Source organism: Desertivibrio insolitus, assembly GCF_017355965.1.
GTDB lineage: Bacteria > Actinomycetota > Actinomycetes > Actinomycetales > Microbacteriaceae > JAFIQW01.
In genome coordinates this window covers 249157-272140 of record NZ_JAFIQW010000001.1, presented here as the reverse complement: position 1 = coordinate 272140, position 22984 = coordinate 249157, and the positions used below count along the sequence as shown (strand labels likewise).

Here is a 22984-nt window from a genome sequence, read left to right as displayed (position 1 = left end):
GGGGTTTCTCCTTCGAATCCTCGGGTCAGCTGCGCAGCGCCAGCCGGCGCCAGTCGTTGTCCATCGTGCGGAGGGTGCCCTCCACGCTGGAGCCGGTCATCATCGCCTGGATGTAGCCCTCGGCGGGGATGGTCAGCGGGATCGCCTTCGAGGCGCCCTGGTAGAAGCGGCCCTCGTCGTAGTACGTCTGCAGTTCGGCGATGCGGTCGTCCTGCTGCGGCGGGGCGTCGCGGCGGGTGCCGAAGGCGAGAAACTGCTGGTTGTAGGTGTCCTGCACCTCCGGCTGCGTGAGGAAGTCCAGGAACTCCCGCGCCGCCTCCTTGTTGGGGGAGGCCTCGGGGATCCACAGCGCGAGGTCGAGGTTCACGCGCACCCTGGTGTCGTTCGGGTCTTCGGTCATCGGCAGCGGGAAGTTGCCGAGCGGGGCATCCGGAGCCGTCTTCTCGATCTCCGTCAGCGCCCACGGGCCCTGCATGTACATCGCGGCCTCGCCCTCGCCCATCGCGAAGTTGCCCTCGCCGTAGCCGCGGCTCGCCGCGTTCTGGTTCGACCACTCGTTCAGCTGGACCATGCGCTCCATCGGCTCGCGGAAGTCCTGCTGGAACGACACCGACGAGTCGATGCCGACCTGCGTGCCCTCCTCGTGCATCGCGTCGAAGAACGCGGCGACGTCGAGGCTGCCGCCGGTCGTGTAGTCGAAGTGCCCCTGCGCGAGGGTCCAGGGGTCGCGGTACGTGCCGTAGATCGGGGTGATGCCGGCCGCGGTCAGCGCCTCGCACACCTCGGTGAACTCGCTCCACGTCTGCGGGACCGCGAGGCCCTGCTCCTCGAAGATCTGCTGGTTGTAGATGACGGATGCCGCGGTGACCGACCACGGGATCACGCTCGTGCGCCCGGGGTAGGTGGCGTACTGGTCGACGAGCTCCTGCACCTCCGGCCGGATCTCTGACGCGATGCGCACGTCGGAGAGGTCGCTCAGGGCGCCGCGCTCCATGAACCGGGCCATCTCGAGGTTGTAGGTGAAGCAGGCGATGTCCGGCGGATTGCCGCGCACGAAGTTCGCCGCGATGTTCGAGGTCGAGTCGAGGATGACCCGCACGTTCGACTGGGAGGAGTTGAACTCGGCGATCAGCTCGCCGAAGTGTTCGAGCACCTCGGTCTTCGTCATGTAGAACGTGATGTCGGTGCGGCCCGCGCCCGGCGAACTGCAGCCGGCGAGGAGGGCCGTCGCCCCGGCGGCACCGAGGCCGCCGAGCATGGCGCGTCGGCTGAAAGGCCGACCGAGGACAGGTGGTGTGGGCACGGCGTCTCCGTCGTTTCGTCGTTGAAGCGGGGCTGGCGAGTTCATTCCTAACCTATATTTAGACCCTGAAGCAAGTCGAGGAGGGCTCGGGATGAGCAAGCCGATCGGATCGACGCCGCCGTCGCTGCGGCGGCTCAACGCGAGCGCCCTGCTCCGGCACGCCCTCGGGTCGGACGTCTTCACCGCGAGCGACGCGATGGCCAGCACGGGCCTCAGCCGCGCGACCGTCATCGGCCTCTGCGACGAGCTCGTCGAGCGAGGCTGGCTCGAGGAGCTCGCCGACACCCGCGGCGACGACTACCGCCTCGGCCGCCCCGCCCGCCGCTACACCCTCCGCGACCGCGCGGGCCTGCTGGTCGGCGTCGACGCCGCCCCGCACCACGTGACGACGATCGTGGCCGACCTGCGGGGCGCGGTCGTCGAGCGCGTGACGCGTCGGCTCGACCCCGACGCGGTGACGCCCGACGAGCGGCGCGCGTTCGTGGCATCCGTCGTCGACGACGCCCTCGACGCGGCCGGCGCTGTCGACGCCGACGTGCTCAGCTGCGTCGTGGCGGTGCCCGCGCCGACGGATGCCGAGGGCGCGTCGCCGTACGGGCGGGGCGGCTGGTGGGCGTCGATGAACCCCGGGTACGCGCAGGAGTTCGCCGCGCGCGGCTGGCAGGTGGTCGTCGAGAACGACGCGAACCTCGCCGCGCTCGCCGAGCGGGCGCTCGGGGAGGGGCGGAACGTGCCCTCCTTCGCGACACTGCTGAGCGGCGAGCGTTTCGGCGCAGGCTTCGTCGTGAACGACAGGCTCGTGCGGGGATCGCGCGGCGCCACGGGCGAGATGCACGTGCTCGAGCTGGTGAGCGACGTCGGCAGCGCCGACGGTCTCGGGCTGCTCGCCCGCAAGTGGGTGCGCGAGGCGCGGGAGGCGGGGGAGCTGCCGGCAGGCTCCGTGCTCGCCCGACTGCCCCTCGACGAGCTGCAGGCACCCGCGGTCTTCGCCGCGGCGGATGCCGGTGACGCGGCCGCCCTCGCGATCGTCGAGCGCCTCGCGGAGCGGCTCGCCCGCATCGCGGCGATCCTCGCGGGCATCCTCGACGTCGACCGGATGATCGTCGCGGGCGCCGTCGCCCCGTCGGTGGGACTCCTGCTCGAGCGGGCGCGGCCCTACCTCGAGCGCTTCTCCCGTCCGTCGGCGCCCGACCTCGTCGCGTCGACGCTCGGCGACAGCGTCGTCGGTCTCGGCGCGGTCACCCGCGCGCTCGACCTCGTGCGTGAGGATCCACTGTCGTTCTCACCGGCCGAACCGGTTCAGGCGGGGGCCGAGGCCCCGTAGAGCCACTCCCAGCCGCCGCCGGAGGAGAACGGGTTGTAGACGACCGACCCGCTCTCGGCCGCGACGTCGAGCACGACGAGCCCGGTGAGGCGCTCGGACGGCCCGATCGCGAGCGGCAGCAGCTCTGACTCGTCCATGCAGAGCGCCCCGTGCCCGATCACCTCGAGCGCGGGCTCGCCGGCGTCGTCGTACGCCTGCCAGAAGAAGGGGTCGAAGCTGATCAGCGGCACGTCGTCGCTGCCGAGCTCCGGGAACGTCTCGACGTCGACGCGCAGGGCGACGAAGTGGCCGTTCGCCGGGAGCCCCGCGTCGGCGGCGGTGCAGACCGGATCGACGACGATCTCGGTCAGCGAGAAGCGGGCGAGCAGCGCGCCGCCCGAGCCGTAGAACTCGGCGGGAGCGCCGAGCTCGATCGGCACGTTCTCGACGAGCTCCTCCTCGACCGGCGGCTGCTCGAGCGGGGCCTCCGACTCGGGCGGGGCCTCCTGGTCGACCGGCGCCTGGGCTGCCTCCCACGCCTCGACGTCGACACGGGGGAGCGAGCACCCCGTCAGGGTCAGCGCCGCGACCGCGATCACGGCGACGGGCATGATTCGGGCGATCATGGCGACTCCCTCGTGAGTTCTGCTTGGAACGCTAGCCCTCCGCGCCGCCGCTGACCAGGCCGCCGCCGACCAGGCGCCCTCGACCGGGCGGAGCGTCATCAAGGTCGGCGTGGCAGACTGCGCCCGTGACATCCGCTCGACATGCCCGCCTGTCCGCCCTCGTGCTCGCCGCCCTCGTGCCCGCCGCCCTCGTGCTCGGCACGGCCGCTCCCGCGCAGGCGCACGACGAGCTGACCGGCAGCACTCCGGAGGCGGGCGCGAGCGTCGCGGACCTCCCCTCGGTCACGCTCGACTACAGCGCGGAGCTGCTCGGCGGCGGGGCGAACCTCGTGCAGGTCGTCGGTCCCGACGGGCTGTTCTACGACTCCGGCTGCACCGTCGTCGAGGGCGCGACCGCGACCGTCGAGACCGCGCTCGGCGCGGGCGGCGCGTACGAGATCCGCTGGCAGGTCGTCTCGAGCGACGGCCACCCCATCTCCGGAACCGTCCCCTTCACCTACGCGCCCGCGGAGGGCGCCACCCAGTACGCCGGCTCCGACACCGCTCGCGCCTGCGGCGACGAGTACCGCGTCGAGGCCGGCGCTGGGCAGGTGACCGCGAGCCCGAGCCCCAGCCCCGAGGCGGGGTCCGAGGCGAGCGCCACCCCGACCGAGGAGGCGGGCGAGGCGCTGCCGACGACCGAGGCATCCGAGTTCCCGGTGCTGCCGGTCGTGATCGGCGGGCTCGTGCTCCTCGCCATCGCCGTCGCGGTCGTGCTCTACCTCACGCGTCGACGCCGCACGGAGTGACGTCCCGGGCCTGATGTCCCGGGCCTGATGTCCGCGGCCGGATGTCCGAGCGGCACCGGCTCCGCTAGGCTGACCGCACAAACGAACATCGGGCCCCACGTCACGCGGGAGAGCTCCACGATCCAGGTGGGGCACCGAAGGAGCAAGCCTCCCCGCCAATCTCTCAGGTACGCGTACCGCGTCGACCAGGCCGCTCTGGAAAGTGATCGCCCCATGGCGGTCCGCCGAAGGAGAAAGCCGTGCGATCGCGCGGCGAAGCTCTCAGGCTCGTGACAGAGGGGGAGTTCCACCGACGCTTCACGCTCCGGAGAACTCGTGACCGATCTCGACCGCACCTCCCCGCTCCACGACACCCATGTCGCGGCGGGCGCGTCCTTCACCGACTTCGCCGGCTGGCGGATGCCCGTGCGCTACACCTCCGACCTCGCCGAGCACCACGCCGTGCGCACCGAGGCCGGCATCTTCGACATCTCGCACATGGCGAACCTCCGGGTCGAGGGAGCGGGCGCCGCCGCGTTCCTCGACGCCGCGCTCACCGTCAACGCCTCGGCGATGCTGCCCGGGGCGGCCCGCTACGCGCTGATCCTCACCGAGACCGGCGGGATCATCGACGACCTCATCGTCTACCGCCTCGACGAGACCCTCTTCCACGTCGTCGCCAACGCCGGCAACCGCTTCGCCGTCGTGGCCGCCCTGCAGGAGCGGCTCGGCGACGCGGACGCCACGCTGACCGACGAGACCGAGGGGACCGCGATCGTCGCGGTGCAGGGTCCCGCCGCGCAGGCGATCCTCGGCGACGCCGGCTTCGGCGACGCGGCGGCCCTCCGCTACTACTCCGTCCGGGCCGTGAACGGCGCCCTCGTCGCCCGGACCGGCTACACCGGCGAGGACGGCTTCGAGCTGTACGTGCCACCGGCTGAGGCATCCGCGCTCTGGTCGGCGCTCGTCGCCGCGGGGCAGCCGCACGGTCTCGTGCCCGCCGGGCTCGCCGCGCGCGACACCCTGCGCCTCGAGGCGGGCATGCCGCTCTACGGGCACGAGCTCTCGCTCGACGTGCTGCCCGCGCAGGCCGGGCTCGCCCGCGTCGCGCCGCCGAAGGGCAAGGAGGCCGACTTCGTCGGTCGTGCCGCCGTCGAGGCCGGGCCGCCCGCCGGTTCCCGCGTGCTCGTGGGCCTCGTCGCCGAGGGCCGCCGCGCGGGCCGCGTCGGCTACCCCGTACTGTCCGGTGACACCGTCGTCGGCGAGATCACGAGCGGCGCCCTGTCGCCGACGCTCGGACACCCGATCGCGATGGCCTTCGTCGACCCCGAGGTCGCCGCGCTCGGCACCCCCCTGTTCCTCGACGTGCGCGGGTCCCGCATCCCCGCCGTCGTCACCGACCTCCCCTTCTACAAGCGAAAGGCCTGAGCCATGGCGGAGCTCCACTACACCAAGGACCACGAGTGGGTCTCGATCGACGGCCAGGTCGCGACCGTCGGCATCACCCAGTTCGCCGCCGACCAGCTCGGCGACATCGTCTACGTCGATCTGCCGGCGGCCGGCTCGGCCGTGGCATCCGGCACCGTCGTCGGCGAGGTCGAGTCGACCAAATCGGTCGGCGAGCTGTTCGCGCCGGTCGACGGCACGGTCGTCGAGTCGAACGACGCCGTCGTGTCGACGCCCGAGCTCGTGAACTCCGACCCGCAGGGCGAGGGCTGGCTCATCAAGGTCGAGTTCACCGAGCTGCCCGAGCTGCTCACCGAGGAGCAGTACAAGGAGCTGATCGCGTGAGCTTCGTCGAACGACACATCGGCACCGACGGGGTCGCGCAGCTCGCGATGCTCGACGCAGTGGGCTACGACTCGGTCGAGGCCCTCGTCGAGGCGGCGGTTCCGCGCTCGATCGCGCAGGGCGTGATCGAGCAGTCGACCATCCCCGCCGCGATCGGCGAGCGGGAGGCCCTCGCGGAGCTCCGCGCGCTCGCGGCGAAGAACCACGTGCGCCGCTCGATGATCGGGCTCGGCTACTACGACACGTTCACCCCCGCCGTCATCAAGCGGAACGTGCTCGAGAACCCGAGCTGGTACACCGCGTACACGCCGTACCAGCCGGAGATCTCGCAGGGCCGGCTAGAAGCGCTCATCAACTTTCAGACGATGGTCGCCGACCTCACCGGCCTCGCCACCGCCAACGCGTCGATGCTCGACGAGGGCACCGCCGTCGTCGAGGGCATGCTGCTCGCGCGCCGCGCCTCAGGCGCGAAGACGAACGTGTTCCTCGTCGACGCCGACGCGCTGCCGCAGACCAAGGCGCTGCTCGTTAACCGCGCCGAAGCCGTGGGCATCCAGCTCGTCGAGACCGCGTTCGACGGCGACCTGCCCGAGGCGTTCGGCGCGTTCGTGCAGTACCCCGGGGCATCCGGCCGCGTCTGGAACCCGGCCGAGGCGATCGCCGCGGTCAAGGCCGCGGGCGGCCTCGCGGTCGTCGCGGCCGACCTGCTCGCGCTGACGCTGCTCGCCTCGCCGGGCGAGCTCGGCGCCGACGTCGCGGTCGGCACGACCCAGCGCTTCGGCGTGCCCATGGGCTTCGGCGGACCGCACGCCGGGTACATGGCCGTGCGCAAGGGTCTCGAGCGGCAGCTGCCCGGCCGGCTCGTCGGGGTGTCGCAGGATGCCTCGGGGCAGCCCGCCTACCGTTTGTCGCTGCAGGCGCGGGAGCAGCACATCCGCCGCGAGAAGGCCACGTCGAACATCTGCACCGCGCAGGTGCTGCTCGCCGTGATGGCCTCGATGTACGCGGTGTACCACGGACCCGGCGGGCTGAAGCGGATCGCGCAGCAGGTGCACGGGCACGCCCGCGCGCTCGCCGCCGGCCTGCAGTCGGCGGAGCTCGAACTCGCGTCACCCGCGTTCTTCGACACGCTCACCGTGCGCGTGCCGGGGCGGGCTTCCGCCGTGGTCTCCGCCGCGCTCGAGCACGACGTGCTGGTGTGGCAGGTCGACGACGACACCGTGTCGGTCGCGCTCGACGAGACCACGACCGCGGACGACGTGCGCACCGTCGCACAGGCGTTCAGCGCGGAGCCTGGCGAGGCGCCGCGCGGCGAGTCGGCGCTGCCCGAGGACCTGCGCCGCACGAGCGACTACCTCACTCACCCGGTCTTCAACACGCACCGCTCGGAGACGAGCATGATGCGCTACCTGAAGTACCTCGCCGACAAGGACTACGCGCTCGACCGGGGCATGATCCCGCTCGGCAGCTGCACCATGAAGCTCAACGCGGCCACCGAGATGGAGGCCGTGACGTGGCCCGAGTTCGCGTCGCTGCATCCGTTTGCGCCGGCCTCCGACACCGAGGGCTACCTCGAGCTCATCGAGCAGCTGTCGGCCTGGCTGGCGGAGGTGACCGGGTACGACAGCGTCTCGCTGCAGCCCAACGCCGGCAGCCAGGGGGAGCTCGCGGGGCTGCTCGCGATCCGCGGGTACCACCGCTCGCGCGGCGACGAGCAGCGCGTGGTCTGCCTGATCCCGCAGTCGGCGCACGGCACGAACGCCGCGAGCGCGGTGCTCGCGGGCATGAGGGTCGTCGTCGTGGCGACCGACGAGAACGGCAACGTCGACCTAGACGACCTGCACGCGAAGATCGCGGAGCACGGCGACACGCTCGCGGCGCTCATGATCACGTACCCGTCGACGCACGGCGTGTACGAGCACGAGGTGCGCACGATCTGCGACGCGGTGCACGCCGCGGGCGGGCAGGTCTACGTCGACGGCGCGAACCTCAACGCGCTCCTCGGCTACGCGCGGTTCGGCGACTTCGGCGGTGACGTCAGCCACCTCAACCTGCACAAGACCTTCTGCATCCCACACGGCGGAGGCGGCCCCGGCGTCGGACCCGTCGCGGCGAAGGCGCACCTCGCGCCGTGGCTGCCGGGGCACCCGCTGCAGCAGCGCGACGTGGTCGTCGGCCGCTCCGCCGAGGAGCTGCCCGCGCACGCGAACGTGGTGTCGGCGGCGCCGTACGGCAGCCCGAGCATCCTGCCGATCAGCTGGGCGTACGTGCGGATGATGGGCAGCGAGGGTCTCAAGCAGGCGACCGGCGCCGCCGTGCTCGCCGCGAACTACGTCGCCGCCCGGCTGCGCGAGCACTACCCGGTGCTCTACGCGGGCGACAACGGGCTCGTCGCGCACGAGTGCATCCTCGACCTGCGCCCGCTGAAGGCCGAGACCGGCATAACGGTCGACGACGTCGCGAAGCGGCTCATCGACTACGGCTTCCACGCCCCGACGATGTCGTTCCCGGTCGCGGGCACCCTCATGGTCGAGCCGACCGAGAGCGAGGACCTCGCCGAGATCGACCGCTTCATCGACGCGATGATCGCGATCCGGCAGGAGGCGGACGCCGTGGCGCGCGGCGAGTGGCCGGCCGACGACAACCCGCTCGTGAACGCCCCGCACACCGCGGAGTCGGTCATCGCGGGGGAGTGGGCGCACGCCTACCCGCGCGAGGTCGCCGTCTATCCGGTGCGCTCGCTGGTGCGCTCGAAGTACTGGCCCCCGGTGCGCCGCATCGACCAGGCGTACGGCGACCGCAACCTCATGTGCGCGTGCCCCCCGCTGGAGGCCTTCGCGTAAGACGCCGAGTGCGCAGTAACTGCTGACCGCCGCGGTGGGGGCCAGCAGTTACTGCGCACTCGCGCTCCGACCGGCGCAGAACATGACGAGCGCGGGCGCCATGCCGCACCACGCAGCGTGTCGCCCGCGCCGTTCATGATCTACGCCGACGATTCGACGGGCCCGCCTACTCCGGCAGCCCGAACAGCGCCGGGAACGCCCCCGCCACCACCGGGTATCCCACGAACACGAGCGCGTCGATCAGGATGTGCGCGACCAGGAACGGGACGACCCGGCCCCAGCGCGAGTAGAGCCAACCGAACAGCAGGCCCATCGCGACGTTGCCGACGAAGGCGCCGATGCCCTGGTACAGGTGGTACCCGCCGCGCAGCAGCGACGTGGAGACGATGATCGTCCAGGTCGACCAGCCGAGGCGGCGCAGCCGGTCGAAGAGGTAGCCGACGACGATGAGCTCCTCGCTGATGCCCGCCCGGGCGGCGGAAAGCAGGAGCACGGGGACGGTCCACCAGTACTGGTCGAGCGGTGCCGGCACGACGGTCGTCGTGAGGTCGAGCGCGCGCCCGGCGAAGTACAGCCCGAGCCCCGGAATGCCGATGATCGCGACGAGCGCGACGCCGCGCAGCGAGTCCCGTCCGGCCCGGGAGAAGTCCACGCCGAGTGCGCCGAGGTGCGGGCGGGTACTCGACCAAGCGAGCCAGCACACGAGCGCGACCGGCGCGAGATCGGCGAAGACGCTGAGCAGCTGGTAGGTCAGGTCGAGCCACTGCCGGTCGGACAGCGGCTGGTTCAGGGCGGATGTCTGCTGCGACAGCCGCACCTCGCGGGTCAGCCGGTCGATGATCGAGACGATCGAGTACAGCGCGCTCAGCCCGAACGAGAGCGCGAGCACGATGCCGACCTCCCATGCGAGGCGCTGCCGCGACTGCGTCTCCACGGCGCTCACGTGAACAGGCTCACGACGGATGCCACGGCGAGCGCCGCGAGCACGAGCACGACCACCACGTTCCACCGAGTCCGCACCTCACCCGACGTCGGCTCTCCGCGCCGGGACTCGAGCTCCTCGGTGATCAGCCGAGCGGCGACGGCGGTCGCGGAGGTCGCGGTGACGTCCTCGCCCGCCCGCATGTAGGAGCGGACCGGCCGGGCCTCGCGGGGAAGGGCCCACACCGTGACCTTGCGCGAGCCCGCGAGAACGGCGAGCTGCCAGTCGACGACTACGCCGGTCACGGCACTCCACGGCATCCGGTGCGTGCGCAGCGGGTTGCGGACGACGACCCCGTCTTCGTCGGCCTCGAGCGACGGCAGCCAGAACGCGGCCCAGATGCCCGCGGCGACGAGCAGCACCGGCGGGCCGGCGTGCAGCAGCAGGTACGCATCGCCACTCAGGGCGAGCAGCACGAGTACTATCGCTGCGCCGATCGCGACGACGAGGGCCTGAGTTCGAGCGCTGCCCGCGCGGAACGACCTCGCCTGATGCACCGGGAAAGTATGCCGGAGCTCGCCGGGGAGCGCCGAGACGCGCCCGGCCGGGGCGCTCGATTTGCTCCTGGCTACATCTCCTGTTATGCACCGCGCGCGTGTTTGCCGATTCTGCAGAATCTGATGCGTTCTCTTATGGTTGTCCGCGGCGTTCGTCGGGATCACACATCCCGCGCGCCACGTTCTGTCATCACAGAGGAGAAATTCGTGCGAAATGGACGCATCGGGCTCGGCCTCGCTGCGCTCGCCACGGCCGGGGCACTCGTGCTCACCGGCTGCACCGCGGGCGGCGGCGAGCAGGGGAGCTCCGGCGGTTCCGGGGTCATCACCGCGAACGGTTCTGAGCCCCAGAACCCGCTGATCCCGACCAACACCAACGAGGTCGGGGGTGGCAAGATCCTCGACGCGATCTTCGCCGGTCTCGTCTACTACGAGGCCGACGGCTCGCCCGTCAACGACATGGCCGAGTCGATCGAGACCGAGGACAACCAGACGTTCACGATCACGATCGCCGAGGGTCACGAGTTCACCAACGGTGAGCCCGTCGACGCCGACTCGTTCATCAACGCCTGGCAGTACGGCGCTCTGCTCAGCAACGGCCAGCTGAACTCGTACTTCTTCGAGGACATCCAGGGCTTCAGCTACGAGACCGACAGCCCGCTGACCGGTCTCGCGAAGGTCGACGACTACACCTTCACCGTCACGCTCAACGCCCCGCGCTCGGACTTCCCGCTGCGCCTCGGCTACTCGGCGTTCTACCCGCTGCCGGACGTGGCCTTCGAGGACATGACCGCCTTCGGTGAGAACCCCATCGGCAACGGCCCGTACATGCTCTCGGGCGAGGGCGCGTGGCAGCACGACGTCAAGATCGACCTCGCGACCAACCCTGACTACACAGGTGGCCGCGAGCCGCAGAACGACGGTCTCTCGATCGTCTTCTACGCCACGCAGGACGCGGCCTACGCCGACCTGCTGGCCGGCAACCTCGACGTGCTCGACGCGATCCCGGATGCCAACTTCGGCACCTTCGAGTCGGACCTCGGTGACCGGGCCGTGAACCAGCCCGCCGCCGTGTTCCAGTCGTTCACCATTCCCTCGGTCGCCGAGGGCTGGGCCGACCCGAGCGCCTTCGAGCACTTCCTCGGCGAGGAGGGCAAGCTCCGCCGCCAGGCGCTGTCGATGGCCATCGACCGCGAGCAGATCACCGACGTGATCTTCGAGGGCACGCGCACCCCGGCATCCGACTTCACGTCGCCCACCATCGACGGCTGGACCGACAGCCTCGAGGGCGCCGAGGTGCTGCAGTTCGACGCCGACGAGGCCAAGCGCCTGTGGGCCGAGGCCGACGCGATCTCCCCGTGGTCGGGCACCTTCCAGATCACGTACAACGCCGACGGAGGCCACCAGGCCTGGGTCGACGCCGTCGCGAACAGCATCAAGAACACGCTCGGCATCGACGCCTCCGGCAACCCGCTGCCGACGTTCGCCGAGTCGCGCTCGGCCATCGTCGACAAGACGCTGACCACCGCCGGCTTCCGCACCGGTTGGCAGGCCGACTACCCGGGTCTGTTCAACTTCCTCGGACCGCTCTACGCGACCAACGCCTCCTCGAACGACGGCGGCTACTCGAACCCCGAGTTCGACGCGCTGATCAACGAGGGCGCCGTCACCACCGACGCCGACGCGGCGAACGAGCTCTACCAGCAGGCGCAGGAGATCCTCCTCGAGGACCTCCCCGCGATCCCGCTCTGGTACGCCAACGTCACCGGCGGCTACGGCGAGGGTGTCGACAACGTCGAGTTCGACTGGCACTCGGTGCCGCTCTACTACGAGATCACCAAGTCCTGATCTCGCCACGGGGCGGGGGCGGCGCACCACGCCGCCCCCGCTTCCCGTGAGTTCCATCCGTTCCGACGGGGACACGGGCCCACGACGCCCCGCCCCCGGAAAGCCCTGACCACCTGTGCTCTACTACCTGGTCCGCCGGATCCTCCAGGCCATCCCGGTCCTGATCGGCACGACCTTCCTCATCTACTTCATGGTCTTCGCCATGCCGGGGAATCCGATCCTCGGCCTCTTCGGGGACCGCGCGCCGAACCCGGCGCTCCTCGAGCGTCTCGAGGAGCAGTACCAGTTCAACCAGCCGTTCATCGTCCAGTACCTCAACTACCTGGGCAACGTGCTGCAGGGGAACTTCGGCCTGTCGTTCTCCGGTCAGTCGGTCAACGAGATCCTCGCCCGCACCTTCCCGGTCACGCTGCAGCTGGCCGCGATCGCGATCGTCATCGAGATCGTCGTCGCCCTCGCGCTGGGCCTCATCAGCGGACTGCGTCCCGGCGGGATCGTCGACTACTTCAGCCTCGGCTTCAGCCTGCTGCTGATCTCGATGCCGATCTTCGTGCTCTGCTTCATCGCCCAGTTCTTCTTCGCGGTGCAGCTCGGCTGGTTCAGCCCCACCGTCGGGGCGAACACCTCGATCGGCAACATGCTGCTGCCCGGCATCGTGCTCGCGCTCTTCGTGATCGCCACCCCGATCCGCCTGGCCCGCACGTCGGTCATGGAGACCTCGCGCTCCGACTTCGTGCGCACCGCCTACAGCAAGGGCCTCTCGCGCCGTCGTGTCGTGCCCGTGCACATCCTGCGCAACTCGCTGATCCCCGTGACGACGCAGTTCGGCTCCGACTTCGGTCTGCTGATCGTCGGCGCCACCGTCACCGAGGGCATCTTCAACGTGCCCGGCGTCGGCAACACCCTCTACCAGGCCATCATCCGCGGAGAGCGACCGACCGTCGTCTCGTTCGTGACCGTGATGGTGCTCATCTACCTGATCGTGAACATCGTGATCGACCTTCTGTACGCCGCGCTCGACCCGAGGATCCGCTATGCGAAGTGACCTGAGCACCGGCCGGGCGAGCGACGCCCCGCACTACGTCTCCGACTTCGCAGACGAGGCCGTCGTGCAGATCGACTCCGTCAAGCTCGACGAGCGGCGGAGCAACCTCTGGATCGACGCCTGGCGCGACCTGCGCCGCCGTCCGGTCTTCTGGGTCTCCGGCGTGCTGATCCTGTTCATCACCGTCGTCGCGCTGTTCCCGGGGCTGTTCACCTCGGTCGACCCCCGCTTCTGCGACATCGCCAAGAGCAACGCCGGTCCCGAGGCCGGTCACGTGCTCGGCTACACCCGCCAGGGCTGCGACGTCTACGCGCGCATCGTCACCGGCACGGGCACGTCGCTGTCGGTCGGCCTGATCGTCGTGCTCCTGACGAGCGTGCTCGGGATCCTGTTCGGCTCGCTCGCCGGGTACTACGGGGGAGTGGTCGACGCGGTGCTTTCGCGCGCCGGCGACATCTTCTTCTCGATCCCCTACATCCTCGCGGCCGTCGTCATCATGTCGGTGCTCTCGGCGCACCGGAACATCTTCGTGATCTCGCTCGCCATCGGCCTCTTCGCCTGGCCGTCCACCGCCCGCGTCATGCGCGCGGAGGTGATGCGGGTGAAGAACGCCGACTTCGTGATGGCGTCGATCGCGCTCGGTCTCAGCCGGTTCCGCATCCTGCTCCGCCACGTGCTGCCGAACGCCATCGCGCCGGTCATCGTGATCTCGACGATCTCCCTCGCGGCCGCGATCACGGCCGAGGCGACCCTGTCGTTCCTCGGGGTCGGCCTGCCCAACTCGATCATGTCGTGGGGCAACGACATCAGCCAGGCCCAGGCGACCCTGCGCACCGAGCCGATGCCGCTCATCTGGCCGTCGCTCGCGCTGATCGTCACGGTCCTGTCCTTCATCCTCATGGGCGAGGCTCTCCGCAACGCCCTCGACCCGAGAGCGAGGGCGCGCCGATGACCAGGCTCCTCGAAGTCGTCGACCTGGAGGTCGGCTTCCGCACCGGCAACGGCGTCGTCAAGGCGCTGAACGGCGTCTCCTTCACCATCGACCGCGGCGAGTCCGTCGCGATCGTGGGGGAGTCCGGCTCCGGCAAGTCGACCACGGCCGCGGCGATCATCAATCTGCTCCCCGGCGGCGGCGAGATCCTCGGCGGCAAGGTGCTGTTCGAGGGCAAGGACCTCGCGAAGGCGTCGACGGCCGAGCTCGAGGAGGTGCGCGGCAAGCGCATCGGCTTCGTGCCCCAGGATCCGATGTCGAACCTCGACCCGGTTTGGAGCGTCGGCTTCCAGGTGCGCGAGACCGTGCGCGCCAACGGCCTCGCGACCGACCGTGCCGGGGCGAAGGCCAAGTCGATCGAGGTGCTGCAGCAGGCCGGGCTCCCGGGTGCCGAGCAGCGTTTCCACCAGTACCCGCACCAGTTCTCGGGCGGTATGCGCCAGCGCGTCCTCATCGGCATGGGGCTCGCGGCCAACCCGTCGCTGCTCATCGCCGACGAGCCGACGTCCGCGCTCGACGTGACCGTGCAGCGGCGCATCCTCGACCACCTCGACTCGCTCACCGAGAACTCGGGCACCGCGCTAATGTTCATCACGCACGATCTCGGCCTCGCCGCCGAGCGTGCGTCGAAGCTCATCGTGATGTACAAGGGCCGCATCGTCGAGGCAGGGCCGTCGCTCGAGATCCTGCGCAACCCGCGTCATCCTTACACCCAGCGCCTCATCGCCGCAGCGCCGAGCCTCGCCTCCCGCCGCATCCAGGCGTCCGGCGCCGGCGAGGTCGCGCCCGTCGCGAGCGGCGAGCAGCAGGCGGCCCTCGAGGTCGAGCAGCTCGACCTCGCGTCGGCGGCCGAGCACCGGCTTCAGCACGAGGACGCGCGCCGCGAGGCCGGCGACGCGATCGTCGTCGACGAGCTGACGAAGGTGTTCAAGATCCGGCAGGGCGGCTTCCGCTCCACCGAGTTCACCGCCGTCGACAAGGTCTCGTTCTCGATCCCCAAGGGCACCACCACGGCGCTCGTCGGCGAGTCGGGCTCGGGCAAGAGCACGGTCGCGAAGCTGCTGCTCGGACTCGAGACGCCGACGTCGGGCGCGATCACGATCGACGGACGCCGCACCGACGCCCTCACCGGCCGTGCCCGCTTCGAGCTCCGCCGCCGGATGCAGCCGGTGTTCCAGGACCCGTACGGTTCGCTCGACCCGCTGATGAGCATCGGCAGCATCATCGCCGAACCCCTCACGGTGCACGGCGTCGGCGACCGCGCCTCGCGGCGCCAGCGCGTCCTCGAGCTGCTCGACCAGGTGGCCCTGCCGCGCGTGCTCGCGGGCCGCTACCCGAACGAGCTCTCGGGCGGTCAGCGCCAGCGCATCGCGATCGCGCGCGCCCTCGCGCTCAAGCCGGAGATCGTCGTGCTCGACGAGGCCGTGTCGGCGCTCGACGTGCTCGTGCAGGCGCAGATCCTCTCGCTGCTGGCCGAGCTGCAGGAGGAGCTGGGGCTCACCTACCTCTTCATCACGCACGACCTCGCGGTGGTGCGCGTGATCGCCGACAACGTGTGCGTCATGCAGAAGGGCCGCATCGTCGAGCAGGCCGCGACCGACGAGGTGTTCGACAACCCCCGCGAGCAGTACACCCGGGACCTCCTCGAGGCGATCCCCGGGGCCTCGCTGCTGGCGAGCTGACGCCTCGACCGAGGGGCCGTACCGGTCCCCGGCCCCTCGGCGAGGCGCTAATACACAGCGCATGCTTCCAATGCAAGCGCTGTCCACGCACGATTCGTGCGTCTAGTGCAAGGACGAGGCGCGAGAGTAACCAGTTTGTAAAGTTTCGGCCTTCAGTTTTGGAACCTCTTCCAGTGGTCCTTATGGTGCATTTAGTACGGCGCGGTGCTGCGATGCACCACCGCGTTTCCACTTGCACAGGAGGAACATTGAGGATCGGAAAGCTCGCGGCCGCGACCGCAGTGCTCGGGGCCACCGCCCTGGTGCTGTCGGGTTGCTCGGCGCCGGAGGCAGACAGCGGCCTCGACGAGGGATCGAGCGTCAACGTCGCATGGAACCAGGCGTTCTACGCGTACAACGGCAACACCTCGTTCGGTAACGCCACCGCGAACCAGAACATCATTAGCCTGACCAACTCGGCCTTCGGCTACTACAACAACACGCCCGAGTGGGTGAAGGACGAGTCCTTCGGCACCTACGAGCTCGTCAGCGAGGACCCGCAGGTCGTCGAGTACACGCTCGCCGACACCGCGACGTGGTCCGACGGTCAGCCGGTCGACACCGCCGACCTGCTGCTCAACTGGGCGTCGCAGTCGAACGCGTTCAACGACCCGAACTTCGACCCGTCGGCGTTCCAGGACCCCGAGTCCGGTGAGATCACCGAGGACTTCCCCGAGGGTCAGGTCTACTTCGACGGTGGCGGCACCGGTCTCGACCTCGTCACCCAGACCCCCGAGGTCAGCGACGACGGCAAGAGCATCACGCTCACCTACGACTCGCCCTTCGTCGACTGGGAGCTCGTCTTCGGTAGCGCAGGCCAGATCCTGCCGGCCCACGTCGTCGCGTCCTACGCGCTCGGCATCGAGGACCCCGAGGAGGGCAAGGCCGCTGTTGAGGACGCCATCCTGAACAACGACACCGAGGCCCTCGCGGCGATCTCGAACGCGTGGAACACCATCTTCAACTTCAACGAGATGCCGGAGGACCCGGCGCTCGTGCTCTCGACCGGCCCCTACGTGATCACCGATCTGGTCGCCGACCAGTACGTGACGCTCTCGGCCAACGAGAACTACGAGGGTGACAAGCAGCCGTCGATCGACGAGATCACGATCCGCTTCATCGCCGACCCGCTCGCCGCGGTCACCGCGCTCGAGAACGGCGAGGTCGACATCATCTCGCCCCAGGCGACCACCGACGTCGTCGAGGGTCTCGAGGGCATCGACGGCATCGAGATCATCACCGGTCTCGAGGGCACGTACGAGCACGTCGACCTGCAGTTCCAGAACAGCCGCAACCCGGGCGTCTTCGAGGACATCCGCGTGCGCCAGGCGTTCCTCAAGACGATCCCGCGTCAGGAGATCGTCGACACCCTGATCAAGCCGATCATCGGCGAGGACGCCATCGTGCGTAACTCGCAGATCTTCGTGCCGGGTGCCGAGGGCTACGACGAGTCGGTCGAGAACAACGGCTCCTCCGAGTACGCCGAGGTCGACATCGAGGGTGCCAAGGCGCTCCTCGCCGAGGCCGGGGTCACCAACCCCGAGGTCTGCATCCTCTACGCGAACAACAACCCGCGTCGTGTCAACGAGTTCGCCCTGATCCAGGCTTCGGCCAACCAGGCCGGCTTCAACGTCACCGACTGCGGCAGCGCGGAGTGGGGTGGCCTCCTCGGCACCCCGGGTGCGTACGACGCCTCGCTCTTCGGATGGCAGTCGACCGGTCTCGGTGTCACCGAGGCTCGTGCCAACTACGTCCCGGGCGGTCTGAACAACCTCAACTACTACGACAACCCCGAGGTCACCGCTGCGCTCGACGAGCTCAACGGCACCTTCGAGGCTGACCGTCAGATCGAGCTCCAGCAGGAGGTCGACCGCCTGCTCTGGGAGGACGCCTACGGCGTCACCATCTTCCAGTTCCCGGCGGTCACCGGCGTGAGCGAGCGGATCGAGAACGTCGACCCGTCGATCATCGCGCCGACCATCTTCTGGAACGCGTGGGAGTGGGAGCTCGCGGAGTAATCCCGAGATCCTGATCGCTCTGTAGAGCAGTCCCGGGGGTCGAGCCGTCAGGCTCGGCCCCCGGATTCCCGCCCACGACCCGGAAGAACCCCTCTTGGCCACCTTCGTGATCCGGAGGCTCGTCGCCTCCTTCTTCGTCTTCCTCGCAGCCACGTACCTCATGTACATCCTGACGGCGCTGTCGGGTGACCCCCTCGAGGACCTGCGAGCCAGCACCGCCCCCAACGCCGCCCAGCTGATCGAGCGTCGCATCGACCTGCTCAACCTGGACGTGCCGCCCTACCTCCGCTACTTCATCTGGCTCGGCGGAGTCGGCGGATGCTTCATCGGCCAGTGCAACCTCGGCTTCAACGTGCAGGGCCAGCCCGTGCTCGAGATCCTCGGGCAGGCGCTCGGGCAGACGCTGCAGCTCGTGACCTTCGCCGCGATCGTGGCCGTCGTCATCGGCGTGATCATCGGCATCACGACCGCGCTGCGGCAGTACAGCACCTACGACTACTCCGTCACCTTCGTGACGTTCCTCTTCTTCTCGCTGCCGATCTTCTGGGTCGCCGTGCTGCTGAAGCAGTACATCGCCATCGGCTTCAACGACTTCCTGCGGCAGCCCACGATCCCGCCCCTCGCGATCGTGGTGATCGCGCTCGCGCTCGGGCTGATCGCGGCGGGCATCGCGGGCGGGGACCTCAAGCGGCGACTGATCGCCGGCGGCACCGCGGCCGTCGTCACGGGCGCGGCGCTCGCCTACATGAGCGCGACCGAGTGGTTCCTCACGCCGTCGCTCGGCATCGTCGTCGTCGCGCTCACCGCGATCGGTCTCGCCTTCGCGGTGACCGCGATCTCCGCGGGCCTGCGCAACCGGCGCGCGCTCTACGCGTCGCTGACCGTCGCCGTGCTCGCGATCGTCCTCTACTACCCGCTGCAGTTCCTCTTCGTCTCCATGACGCTGCCGCTGTTCCTCGGGCTCGCGATCGGCACGATCTTGCTCTCGGGTGCCATCGGCTACTTCTGGGGCGGGCACGACCGCTGGCAGTCCGCGCGCACCGCCGCGATCGTCGGCTTCCTCACCGCCGGTGTCATCGCGCTCGACGAGTTCATGTCGTACTGGAACGCCTACAGCAACTCGAGCCGCGTCCGCGGCCGTCCGATCGCGACGATCGGCGCGGAGACGCCGAACCTCGGCGGCAACTTCTGGGTGCAGGGCGTCGACTCGTTCACCCACCTGCTGCTGCCCACGATCGCGCTCATCCTGATCTCGATCGCGAGCTACACCCGGTACACCCGGTCGAGCATGCTCGAGGTGCTCAACCAGGACTACATCCGCACCGCCCGCGCGAAGGGTCTCACCGAGCGCACCGTGCTCGTGCGGCACGCGTTCCGCAACGCGATGATCCCGGTCGCGACGATCATCGCTTTCGACATCGGGGCGATCGTCGGCGGCGCCGTCATCACCGAGCGGGTCTTCGCCTGGACGGGTATGGGCGCGCTGTTCCAGAACGGTTTGGAGCGCACCGACCCGAACCCCGTTATGGCGTTCTTCCTCGTGACGGGCACGCTCGCGATCATCTTCAACCTCATCGCGGACCTCGTGTACGCCGCGCTCGACCCCCGGATCAGGATCAGCTGATGACTACGAACATCCCGGTGCAGGAGCCCGGCCACAACGAGCCGGGCGTCACCGACGAGGCATCCAACCTCGAGCTCAAGGAGGTCGAGGGCCTCAGCCAGGGGCAGATCGTGCGCCGCCGGTTCTTCCGGCACAAGGGCGCCGTGATCGCGATGATCGTGCTCGCCGCGATCATCCTGCTCTCCACGACCTCGGTCGGCGTGACGATCGGCCCGTGGCGCACGCCCGGCTGGTGGCCGTTCACCTGGGACGCGCTGACCCCGGTCGAGAACCGCACCCGCCCGAGCCTCGCCCACCCGTTCGGTCAGGACGAGGTCGGCCGCGACATCTTCGCGCTCGTCATGCGCGGCACGCAGCAGTCGCTGTCGGTCATGTTCATCGCGGGCATCATCGCGACCGTGATCGGCGTCGTCATCGGCGCGCTGAGCGGCTACTACCGCAAGGCGATCGACAGCGTGCTCATGCGCTTCACCGACGTGATCATCACGATCCCGATCATCGTCATCGGGGCCGTGCTCGGCGTCGCGTTCGGCTCCCTCGGGGCGAGCGTGCTCGGCGTGGTCATCGGCCTGTTCTCGTGGACGAGCCTCGCCCGCCTCGTGCGCGCCGAGTTCCTGTCGCTGCGCGAGCGCGAGTTCGTCGACGCCGCCCGCGTGGCCGGCGCCCGCGACCGGCGCATCATCTTCCGCCACATCCTGCCGAACACGGTCGGCGTCATCATCGTCAACTCGACCCTGCTCATGGCGGCGGCGATCCTGCTCGAGACGGCGCTGAGCTTCCTCGGCTTCGGCGTGCAGAGCCCCGACACGTCGCTCGGCAAGATCATCAGCGACAACCAGGCGGCGTTCGCGACGCGGCCGTGGCTGTTCTGGTGGCCGGGTCTGTTCATCATCGCGATCGCCCTGTGCATCAACTTCATCGGCGACGGGCTGCGCGACGCGTTCGACCCGCGCCAGAAGCGGATGCCGAGCGCCCGCGCCCTCGCCAAGGGCAAGGGTGCGAACGCGGTGACGGGCGACGTCGCGGCGGCGAACGCGCCGATCGCGTCCGACCTCAGCGAGCGCGACGGCGGCCAGGGGACCCGATGACCCCGCTACAGCGCGAGCGCGACGACGCTCGCGAGCGTCAGCGCGGCGAGCACCGCGATCGGCAGCACGTTCCAGGTGCTGCGCACGCGTCGCGCCTCGGGGGAGAGACCCGCGAACGCGTCGTCCTCCTGCAGGTCGACGAGGTGCCGACGCACGACGAACGCGGCGGCGCCGGATGCCGTGGAGGGCACGTCGCCCGGGCGCACGGCCTCACCGCGAGGCAGCGCCGAGCCGCTGATCACGCGCAGGTCGTTGGGATCGACGTTGCCCACGGCGAAGCGCGACGGGGCGGGCGCGGCCCACGCCGTGTAGGCGCCCTGCTCGGTGAACAGCACGAGAGCCCACTTCGTGTCGATGCGCTGGATCGCCGCCCAGGGCAGGTGATGCGTGCGGAACACGTTCCGCATCGTGATCGCGTGCTCCTCGACCGCGAGCTCGGGGCGCCAGAACAGCGCCCACACGATCGCCACCACGAGGAGAGCGGGCCAGATCTGGATCGCCAGCGCCGCGAGGGACCCCTCGACGACGATCAGCGCGACCGTCAGCGCGGCGAGAGCCGCGACCACCACCGTCAGCACTCGGCCGAACGCCGGCCGGAAGCGGGCGGGCTGGAACTTCATGACGCAAGCTTCTCAGCAGAAGCAGGAAAGGGTGCCCGATGAGCGACACCATCACCCCTCAGGCGACGACCGCCGAGACGGTCCTCGAGGTCGAGGGCCTCAACGTCGACTTCTGGGTCGACGGCGAGTTCTACCCCGCCGCGATTGGGCTGAAGTACGACGTGAAGCGCGGCGAGACCCTCGCGATCGTCGGCGAGTCCGGCTCCGGCAAGAGCACGAGCTCGATGGCGCTGCTCGGTCTGCTGCCGCCGAACGCCCGCGTCTCGGGCCGCTACTCGCTGCTCGGCCGCGACATCTCCTCGCTCCCGCCGGAGGAGCTCCGCAAGGTGCGCGGCGGGCAGATCGCCGCGATCTTCCAGGAGCCGATGACGGCGCTGAACCCCGTCTACACGATCGGTTTCCAGATCGTCGAGGCGCTGCGGTCGCAGTTCCACGACATGGGCCCGAAGGAGGCGAAGGAGCGCGCGATCGAGCTGCTCGCCGCCGTCGAGATGCCCGACCCGCCCGCGGCATTCAACAAGTACCCGCACCAGCTCTCCGGCGGCCAGCGCCAGCGCGCGATGATCGCCCAGTCGATCTCCTGTGACCCCGTGCTGCTCATCGCCGACGAGCCGACCACGGCGCTCGACGTGACCGTGCAGGCCGAGATCCTCGACCTCATGCGCAACCTGCGCGAACGGCTCGACAGCGCGATCCTGATCATCACGCACGACATGGGCGTCGTCGCAGACATGGCCGACCGCGTCGCCGTCATGCGGAATGGCGTCATCGTCGAGCAGGGGCCGATCGAGCAGATCTTCTCCGCCCCGCAGCATCCGTACACGAAGCAGCTGCTCGCCGCGGTGCCGCACCTCGGCACGGAGACGACGGAGCTGACCGACCGGGCCCGCGCCGCGGAGCGCGAGCAGGCGAAGCCGATCCTCTCGTTCGAGAACGTGGCGATCGAGTACCCCAAGCGCGGGCGTGTGCCCGCGTTCCGTGCGGTGGAGGGCATCGACCTGCAGGTGCTGCCCGGCGAGATCGTCGGCCTCGTCGGCGAGTCCGGCTCGGGCAAGACGACGCTCGGCCGCGCCGCCGTCGGCCTGCTGCCGATCGCGGAGGGGCGGCTCGAGGTCGCCGGCATCGACATCTCCACCGCGACGCAGAAGGACCTGCGCCCGCTGCGCCGCAAGGCGGGCATCGTGTTCCAGGACCCCGGCTCGTCGCTCAACCCGCGGATGCCGATCGGCCAGAGCATCGGCGAGCCGCTGCTGCTGACCGGCGACTACGACCAGGCGAAGATCAACGCCCGCGTCGAGGAACTGCTCGACCAGGTCGCCCTGCCGCGCAGCTACCGCAACCGCTACCCGCACGAGCTCTCCGGCGGTCAGCGGCAGCGCGTCGGCATCGCCCGTGCGCTCGCCCTGACGCCCGAGCTGCTCGTGGCCGACGAGCCGACGAGCGCGCTCGACGTCTCGGTGCAGGCGCGCTTCCTCGACCTGCTGCAGGAGCTGCAGGCCGAGCTGCAGTTCGCGACCCTGTTCGTCAGCCACGACCTCGCGGTCGTCGACATGCTCGCGCACCGCATCGCCGTGATGCACCGCGGCCGCATCGTCGAGCAGGGCACCCGCGACGAGATCCTGCGCCGCCCGAAGGAGGCGTACACGCAGCGCCTCATCGCCGCCGTGCCCGTGCCCGACCCCATGGAGCAGCGCCGCCGCCGGCTCGCCCGCGCCTGATCGCAGGGCGACGGATGCCGCGGGCGCGACGCCCCGCGGCATCCGTCGCCCTCTCTTCATGTGCTGTCCGCTCAGGGCGCACGGCCCTGCCCTCGGCCTCAGCCGCGCCTGTTGATACCATCGTCGGGCGGTCGATGTCGCCGCCTCTCGTGCTGCCCGCGTCCGGCAGCCCCGCCGCCGCCCGTGTCCCACGGGTTCC

The 22984-nt window shown here is 69.9% G+C and carries 18 protein-coding genes and 2 riboswitches; of the genes, 13 read left to right on the top strand and 5 right to left on the bottom strand.

Annotated features, from left to right (window positions below):
• Positions 1-25: 25 nt before the first annotated feature.
• Positions 26-1258 carry an ABC transporter substrate-binding protein gene (locus tag JUB10_RS01250; RefSeq protein WP_207453527.1) on the bottom strand — a complete coding sequence of 411 codons (1233 nt, stop codon included), beginning with the start codon at positions 1256-1258 and terminating at the stop codon, positions 26-28.
• Positions 1259-1394: 136 nt separating this feature from the next.
• Between JUB10_RS01250 and JUB10_RS01245 the strand changes: the two genes are divergently transcribed.
• Positions 1395-2627 carry an ROK family protein gene (locus tag JUB10_RS01245; RefSeq protein WP_207453519.1) on the top strand — a complete coding sequence of 411 codons (1233 nt, stop codon included), beginning with the start codon at positions 1395-1397 and terminating at the stop codon, positions 2625-2627.
• Here the strand turns inward: JUB10_RS01245 and JUB10_RS01240 are convergent.
• A complete protein-coding gene (locus JUB10_RS01240) occupies positions 2603-3232 on the bottom strand; it encodes a hypothetical protein (RefSeq protein ID WP_207453517.1) in 630 nt (209 codons plus the stop codon). The two genes, JUB10_RS01245 and JUB10_RS01240, sit on opposite strands and share 25 nt — an antisense overlap.
• Before the next feature lie 125 nt (positions 3233-3357).
• On the opposite strand from JUB10_RS01240, the gene JUB10_RS01235 reads away from it, so the two are divergent.
• The 4 genes from JUB10_RS01235 to gcvP all read left to right on the top strand — a co-directional run bounded on the left by JUB10_RS01235 (position 3358) and on the right by gcvP (position 8633).
• Positions 3358-4020: a copper resistance protein CopC gene (locus JUB10_RS01235; protein WP_207453515.1), complete on the top strand. Its 663-nt coding sequence runs from the start codon at positions 3358-3360 to the stop codon at positions 4018-4020.
• 95 nt (positions 4021-4115) lie between these two features.
• A riboswitch (glycine riboswitch) is annotated at positions 4116-4209 on the top strand.
• Positions 4210-4306: riboswitch (glycine riboswitch) on the top strand.
• A gap of 29 nt (positions 4307-4335) precedes the next feature.
• The gene (gene gcvT, locus JUB10_RS01230) at positions 4336-5427 is read left to right on the top strand and encodes a glycine cleavage system aminomethyltransferase GcvT (RefSeq protein ID WP_207453514.1); all 1092 of its coding nucleotides are present in this window, start codon (positions 4336-4338) and stop codon (positions 5425-5427) included.
• A 3-nt stretch (positions 5428-5430) separates the two neighbouring features.
• Positions 5431-5790: a glycine cleavage system protein GcvH gene (gene gcvH, locus JUB10_RS01225; RefSeq protein WP_207453511.1), complete on the top strand. Its 360-nt coding sequence runs from the start codon at positions 5431-5433 to the stop codon at positions 5788-5790.
• Positions 5791-5837: 47 nt separating this feature from the next.
• Positions 5838-8633: an aminomethyl-transferring glycine dehydrogenase gene (gene gcvP / locus JUB10_RS01220; RefSeq protein ID WP_242682074.1), complete on the top strand. Its 2796-nt coding sequence runs from the start codon at positions 5838-5840 to the stop codon at positions 8631-8633.
• 166 nt (positions 8634-8799) lie between these two features.
• On the opposite strand, the gene JUB10_RS01215 is transcribed toward gcvP, so the two are convergent.
• Both JUB10_RS01215 and JUB10_RS14475 read right to left on the bottom strand, forming a co-directional pair.
• Positions 8800-9576: a CPBP family intramembrane glutamic endopeptidase gene (locus JUB10_RS01215; RefSeq protein WP_307859035.1), complete on the bottom strand. Its 777-nt coding sequence runs from the start codon at positions 9574-9576 to the stop codon at positions 8800-8802.
• Positions 9573-10112: a PH domain-containing protein gene (locus JUB10_RS14475; protein ID WP_207453507.1), complete on the bottom strand. Its 540-nt coding sequence runs from the start codon at positions 10110-10112 to the stop codon at positions 9573-9575. Before JUB10_RS14475 ends, JUB10_RS01215 begins: the two co-directional genes overlap by 4 nt.
• Positions 10113-10319: 207 nt before the next feature.
• Between JUB10_RS14475 and JUB10_RS01205 the strand changes: the two genes are divergently transcribed.
• From JUB10_RS01205 to JUB10_RS01175, 7 genes are all read left to right on the top strand, one after another.
• Positions 10320-11960, top strand: a complete 1641-nt coding sequence (locus JUB10_RS01205) for a peptide ABC transporter substrate-binding protein (RefSeq protein ID WP_307859034.1) — start codon at positions 10320-10322, stop codon at positions 11958-11960.
• Positions 11961-12075: 115 nt separating this feature from the next.
• A complete protein-coding gene (locus JUB10_RS01200; RefSeq protein ID WP_207453505.1) occupies positions 12076-13005 on the top strand; it encodes an ABC transporter permease in 930 nt (309 codons plus the stop codon).
• Positions 12995-13957, top strand: coding sequence for an ABC transporter permease (locus JUB10_RS01195; protein ID WP_207453503.1), 963 nt, complete (start codon positions 12995-12997; stop codon positions 13955-13957). Before JUB10_RS01200 ends, JUB10_RS01195 begins: the two co-directional genes overlap by 11 nt.
• The gene (locus tag JUB10_RS01190; RefSeq protein WP_207453501.1) at positions 13954-15678 is read left to right on the top strand and encodes a dipeptide ABC transporter ATP-binding protein; all 1725 of its coding nucleotides are present in this window, start codon (positions 13954-13956) and stop codon (positions 15676-15678) included. Before JUB10_RS01195 ends, JUB10_RS01190 begins: the two co-directional genes overlap by 4 nt.
• 248 nt (positions 15679-15926) lie before the next feature.
• Entirely contained in the window at positions 15927-17735 is a 1809-nt protein-coding gene (locus JUB10_RS01185; protein ID WP_242682010.1) for an ABC transporter family substrate-binding protein, read from the top strand.
• Positions 17736-17829: 94 nt separating this feature from the next.
• Positions 17830-19359 carry an ABC transporter permease gene (locus JUB10_RS01180; protein ID WP_207453499.1) on the top strand — a complete coding sequence of 510 codons (1530 nt, stop codon included), beginning with the start codon at positions 17830-17832 and terminating at the stop codon, positions 19357-19359.
• On the top strand, positions 19359-20447 hold the full coding sequence (locus JUB10_RS01175; protein WP_207453497.1) for an ABC transporter permease: 1089 nt from the start codon (positions 19359-19361) through the stop codon (positions 20445-20447). Before JUB10_RS01180 ends, JUB10_RS01175 begins: the two co-directional genes overlap by 1 nt.
• A 5-nt stretch (positions 20448-20452) precedes the next feature.
• Here JUB10_RS01175 and JUB10_RS01170 read toward each other — a convergent pair whose 3' ends face one another.
• On the bottom strand, positions 20453-21067 hold the full coding sequence (locus JUB10_RS01170) for a PH domain-containing protein (RefSeq protein WP_207453495.1): 615 nt from the start codon (positions 21065-21067) through the stop codon (positions 20453-20455).
• 38 nt (positions 21068-21105) lie between these two features.
• On the opposite strand from JUB10_RS01170, the gene JUB10_RS01165 reads away from it, so the two are divergent.
• Entirely contained in the window at positions 21106-22785 is a 1680-nt protein-coding gene (locus tag JUB10_RS01165) for an ABC transporter ATP-binding protein (protein WP_207453493.1), read from the top strand.
• Positions 22786-22984: the final 199 nt, after the last annotated feature.

Excerpts from the sequence above, each read along its gene's own strand:
- gcvH (WP_207453511.1), top strand. The coding sequence starts at position 5,431 with ATGGCGGAGCTCCACTACACCAAGGACCACGAGTGGGTCTCGATCGAC.
- JUB10_RS01195 (WP_207453503.1), top strand. The coding sequence starts at position 12,995 with ATGCGAAGTGACCTGAGCACCGGCCGGGCGAGCGACGCCCCGCACTAC.
- JUB10_RS01170 (WP_207453495.1), bottom strand. The coding sequence starts at position 21,067 with ATGAAGTTCCAGCCCGCCCGCTTCCGGCCGGCGTTCGGCCGAGTGCTG.
- gcvP (WP_242682074.1), top strand. The coding sequence starts at position 5,838 with ATGCTCGACGCAGTGGGCTACGACTCGGTCGAGGCCCTCGTCGAGGCG.
- JUB10_RS01240 (WP_207453517.1), bottom strand. The coding sequence starts at position 3,232 with ATGATCGCCCGAATCATGCCCGTCGCCGTGATCGCGGTCGCGGCGCTG.
- JUB10_RS01190 (WP_207453501.1), top strand. The coding sequence starts at position 13,954 with ATGACCAGGCTCCTCGAAGTCGTCGACCTGGAGGTCGGCTTCCGCACC.
- JUB10_RS01165 (WP_207453493.1), top strand. The coding sequence starts at position 21,106 with ATGAGCGACACCATCACCCCTCAGGCGACGACCGCCGAGACGGTCCTC.
- JUB10_RS01245 (WP_207453519.1), top strand. The coding sequence starts at position 1,395 with ATGAGCAAGCCGATCGGATCGACGCCGCCGTCGCTGCGGCGGCTCAAC.
- JUB10_RS01250 (WP_207453527.1), bottom strand. The coding sequence starts at position 1,258 with ATGCTCGGCGGCCTCGGTGCCGCCGGGGCGACGGCCCTCCTCGCCGGC.
- JUB10_RS01175 (WP_207453497.1), top strand. The coding sequence starts at position 19,359 with ATGACTACGAACATCCCGGTGCAGGAGCCCGGCCACAACGAGCCGGGC.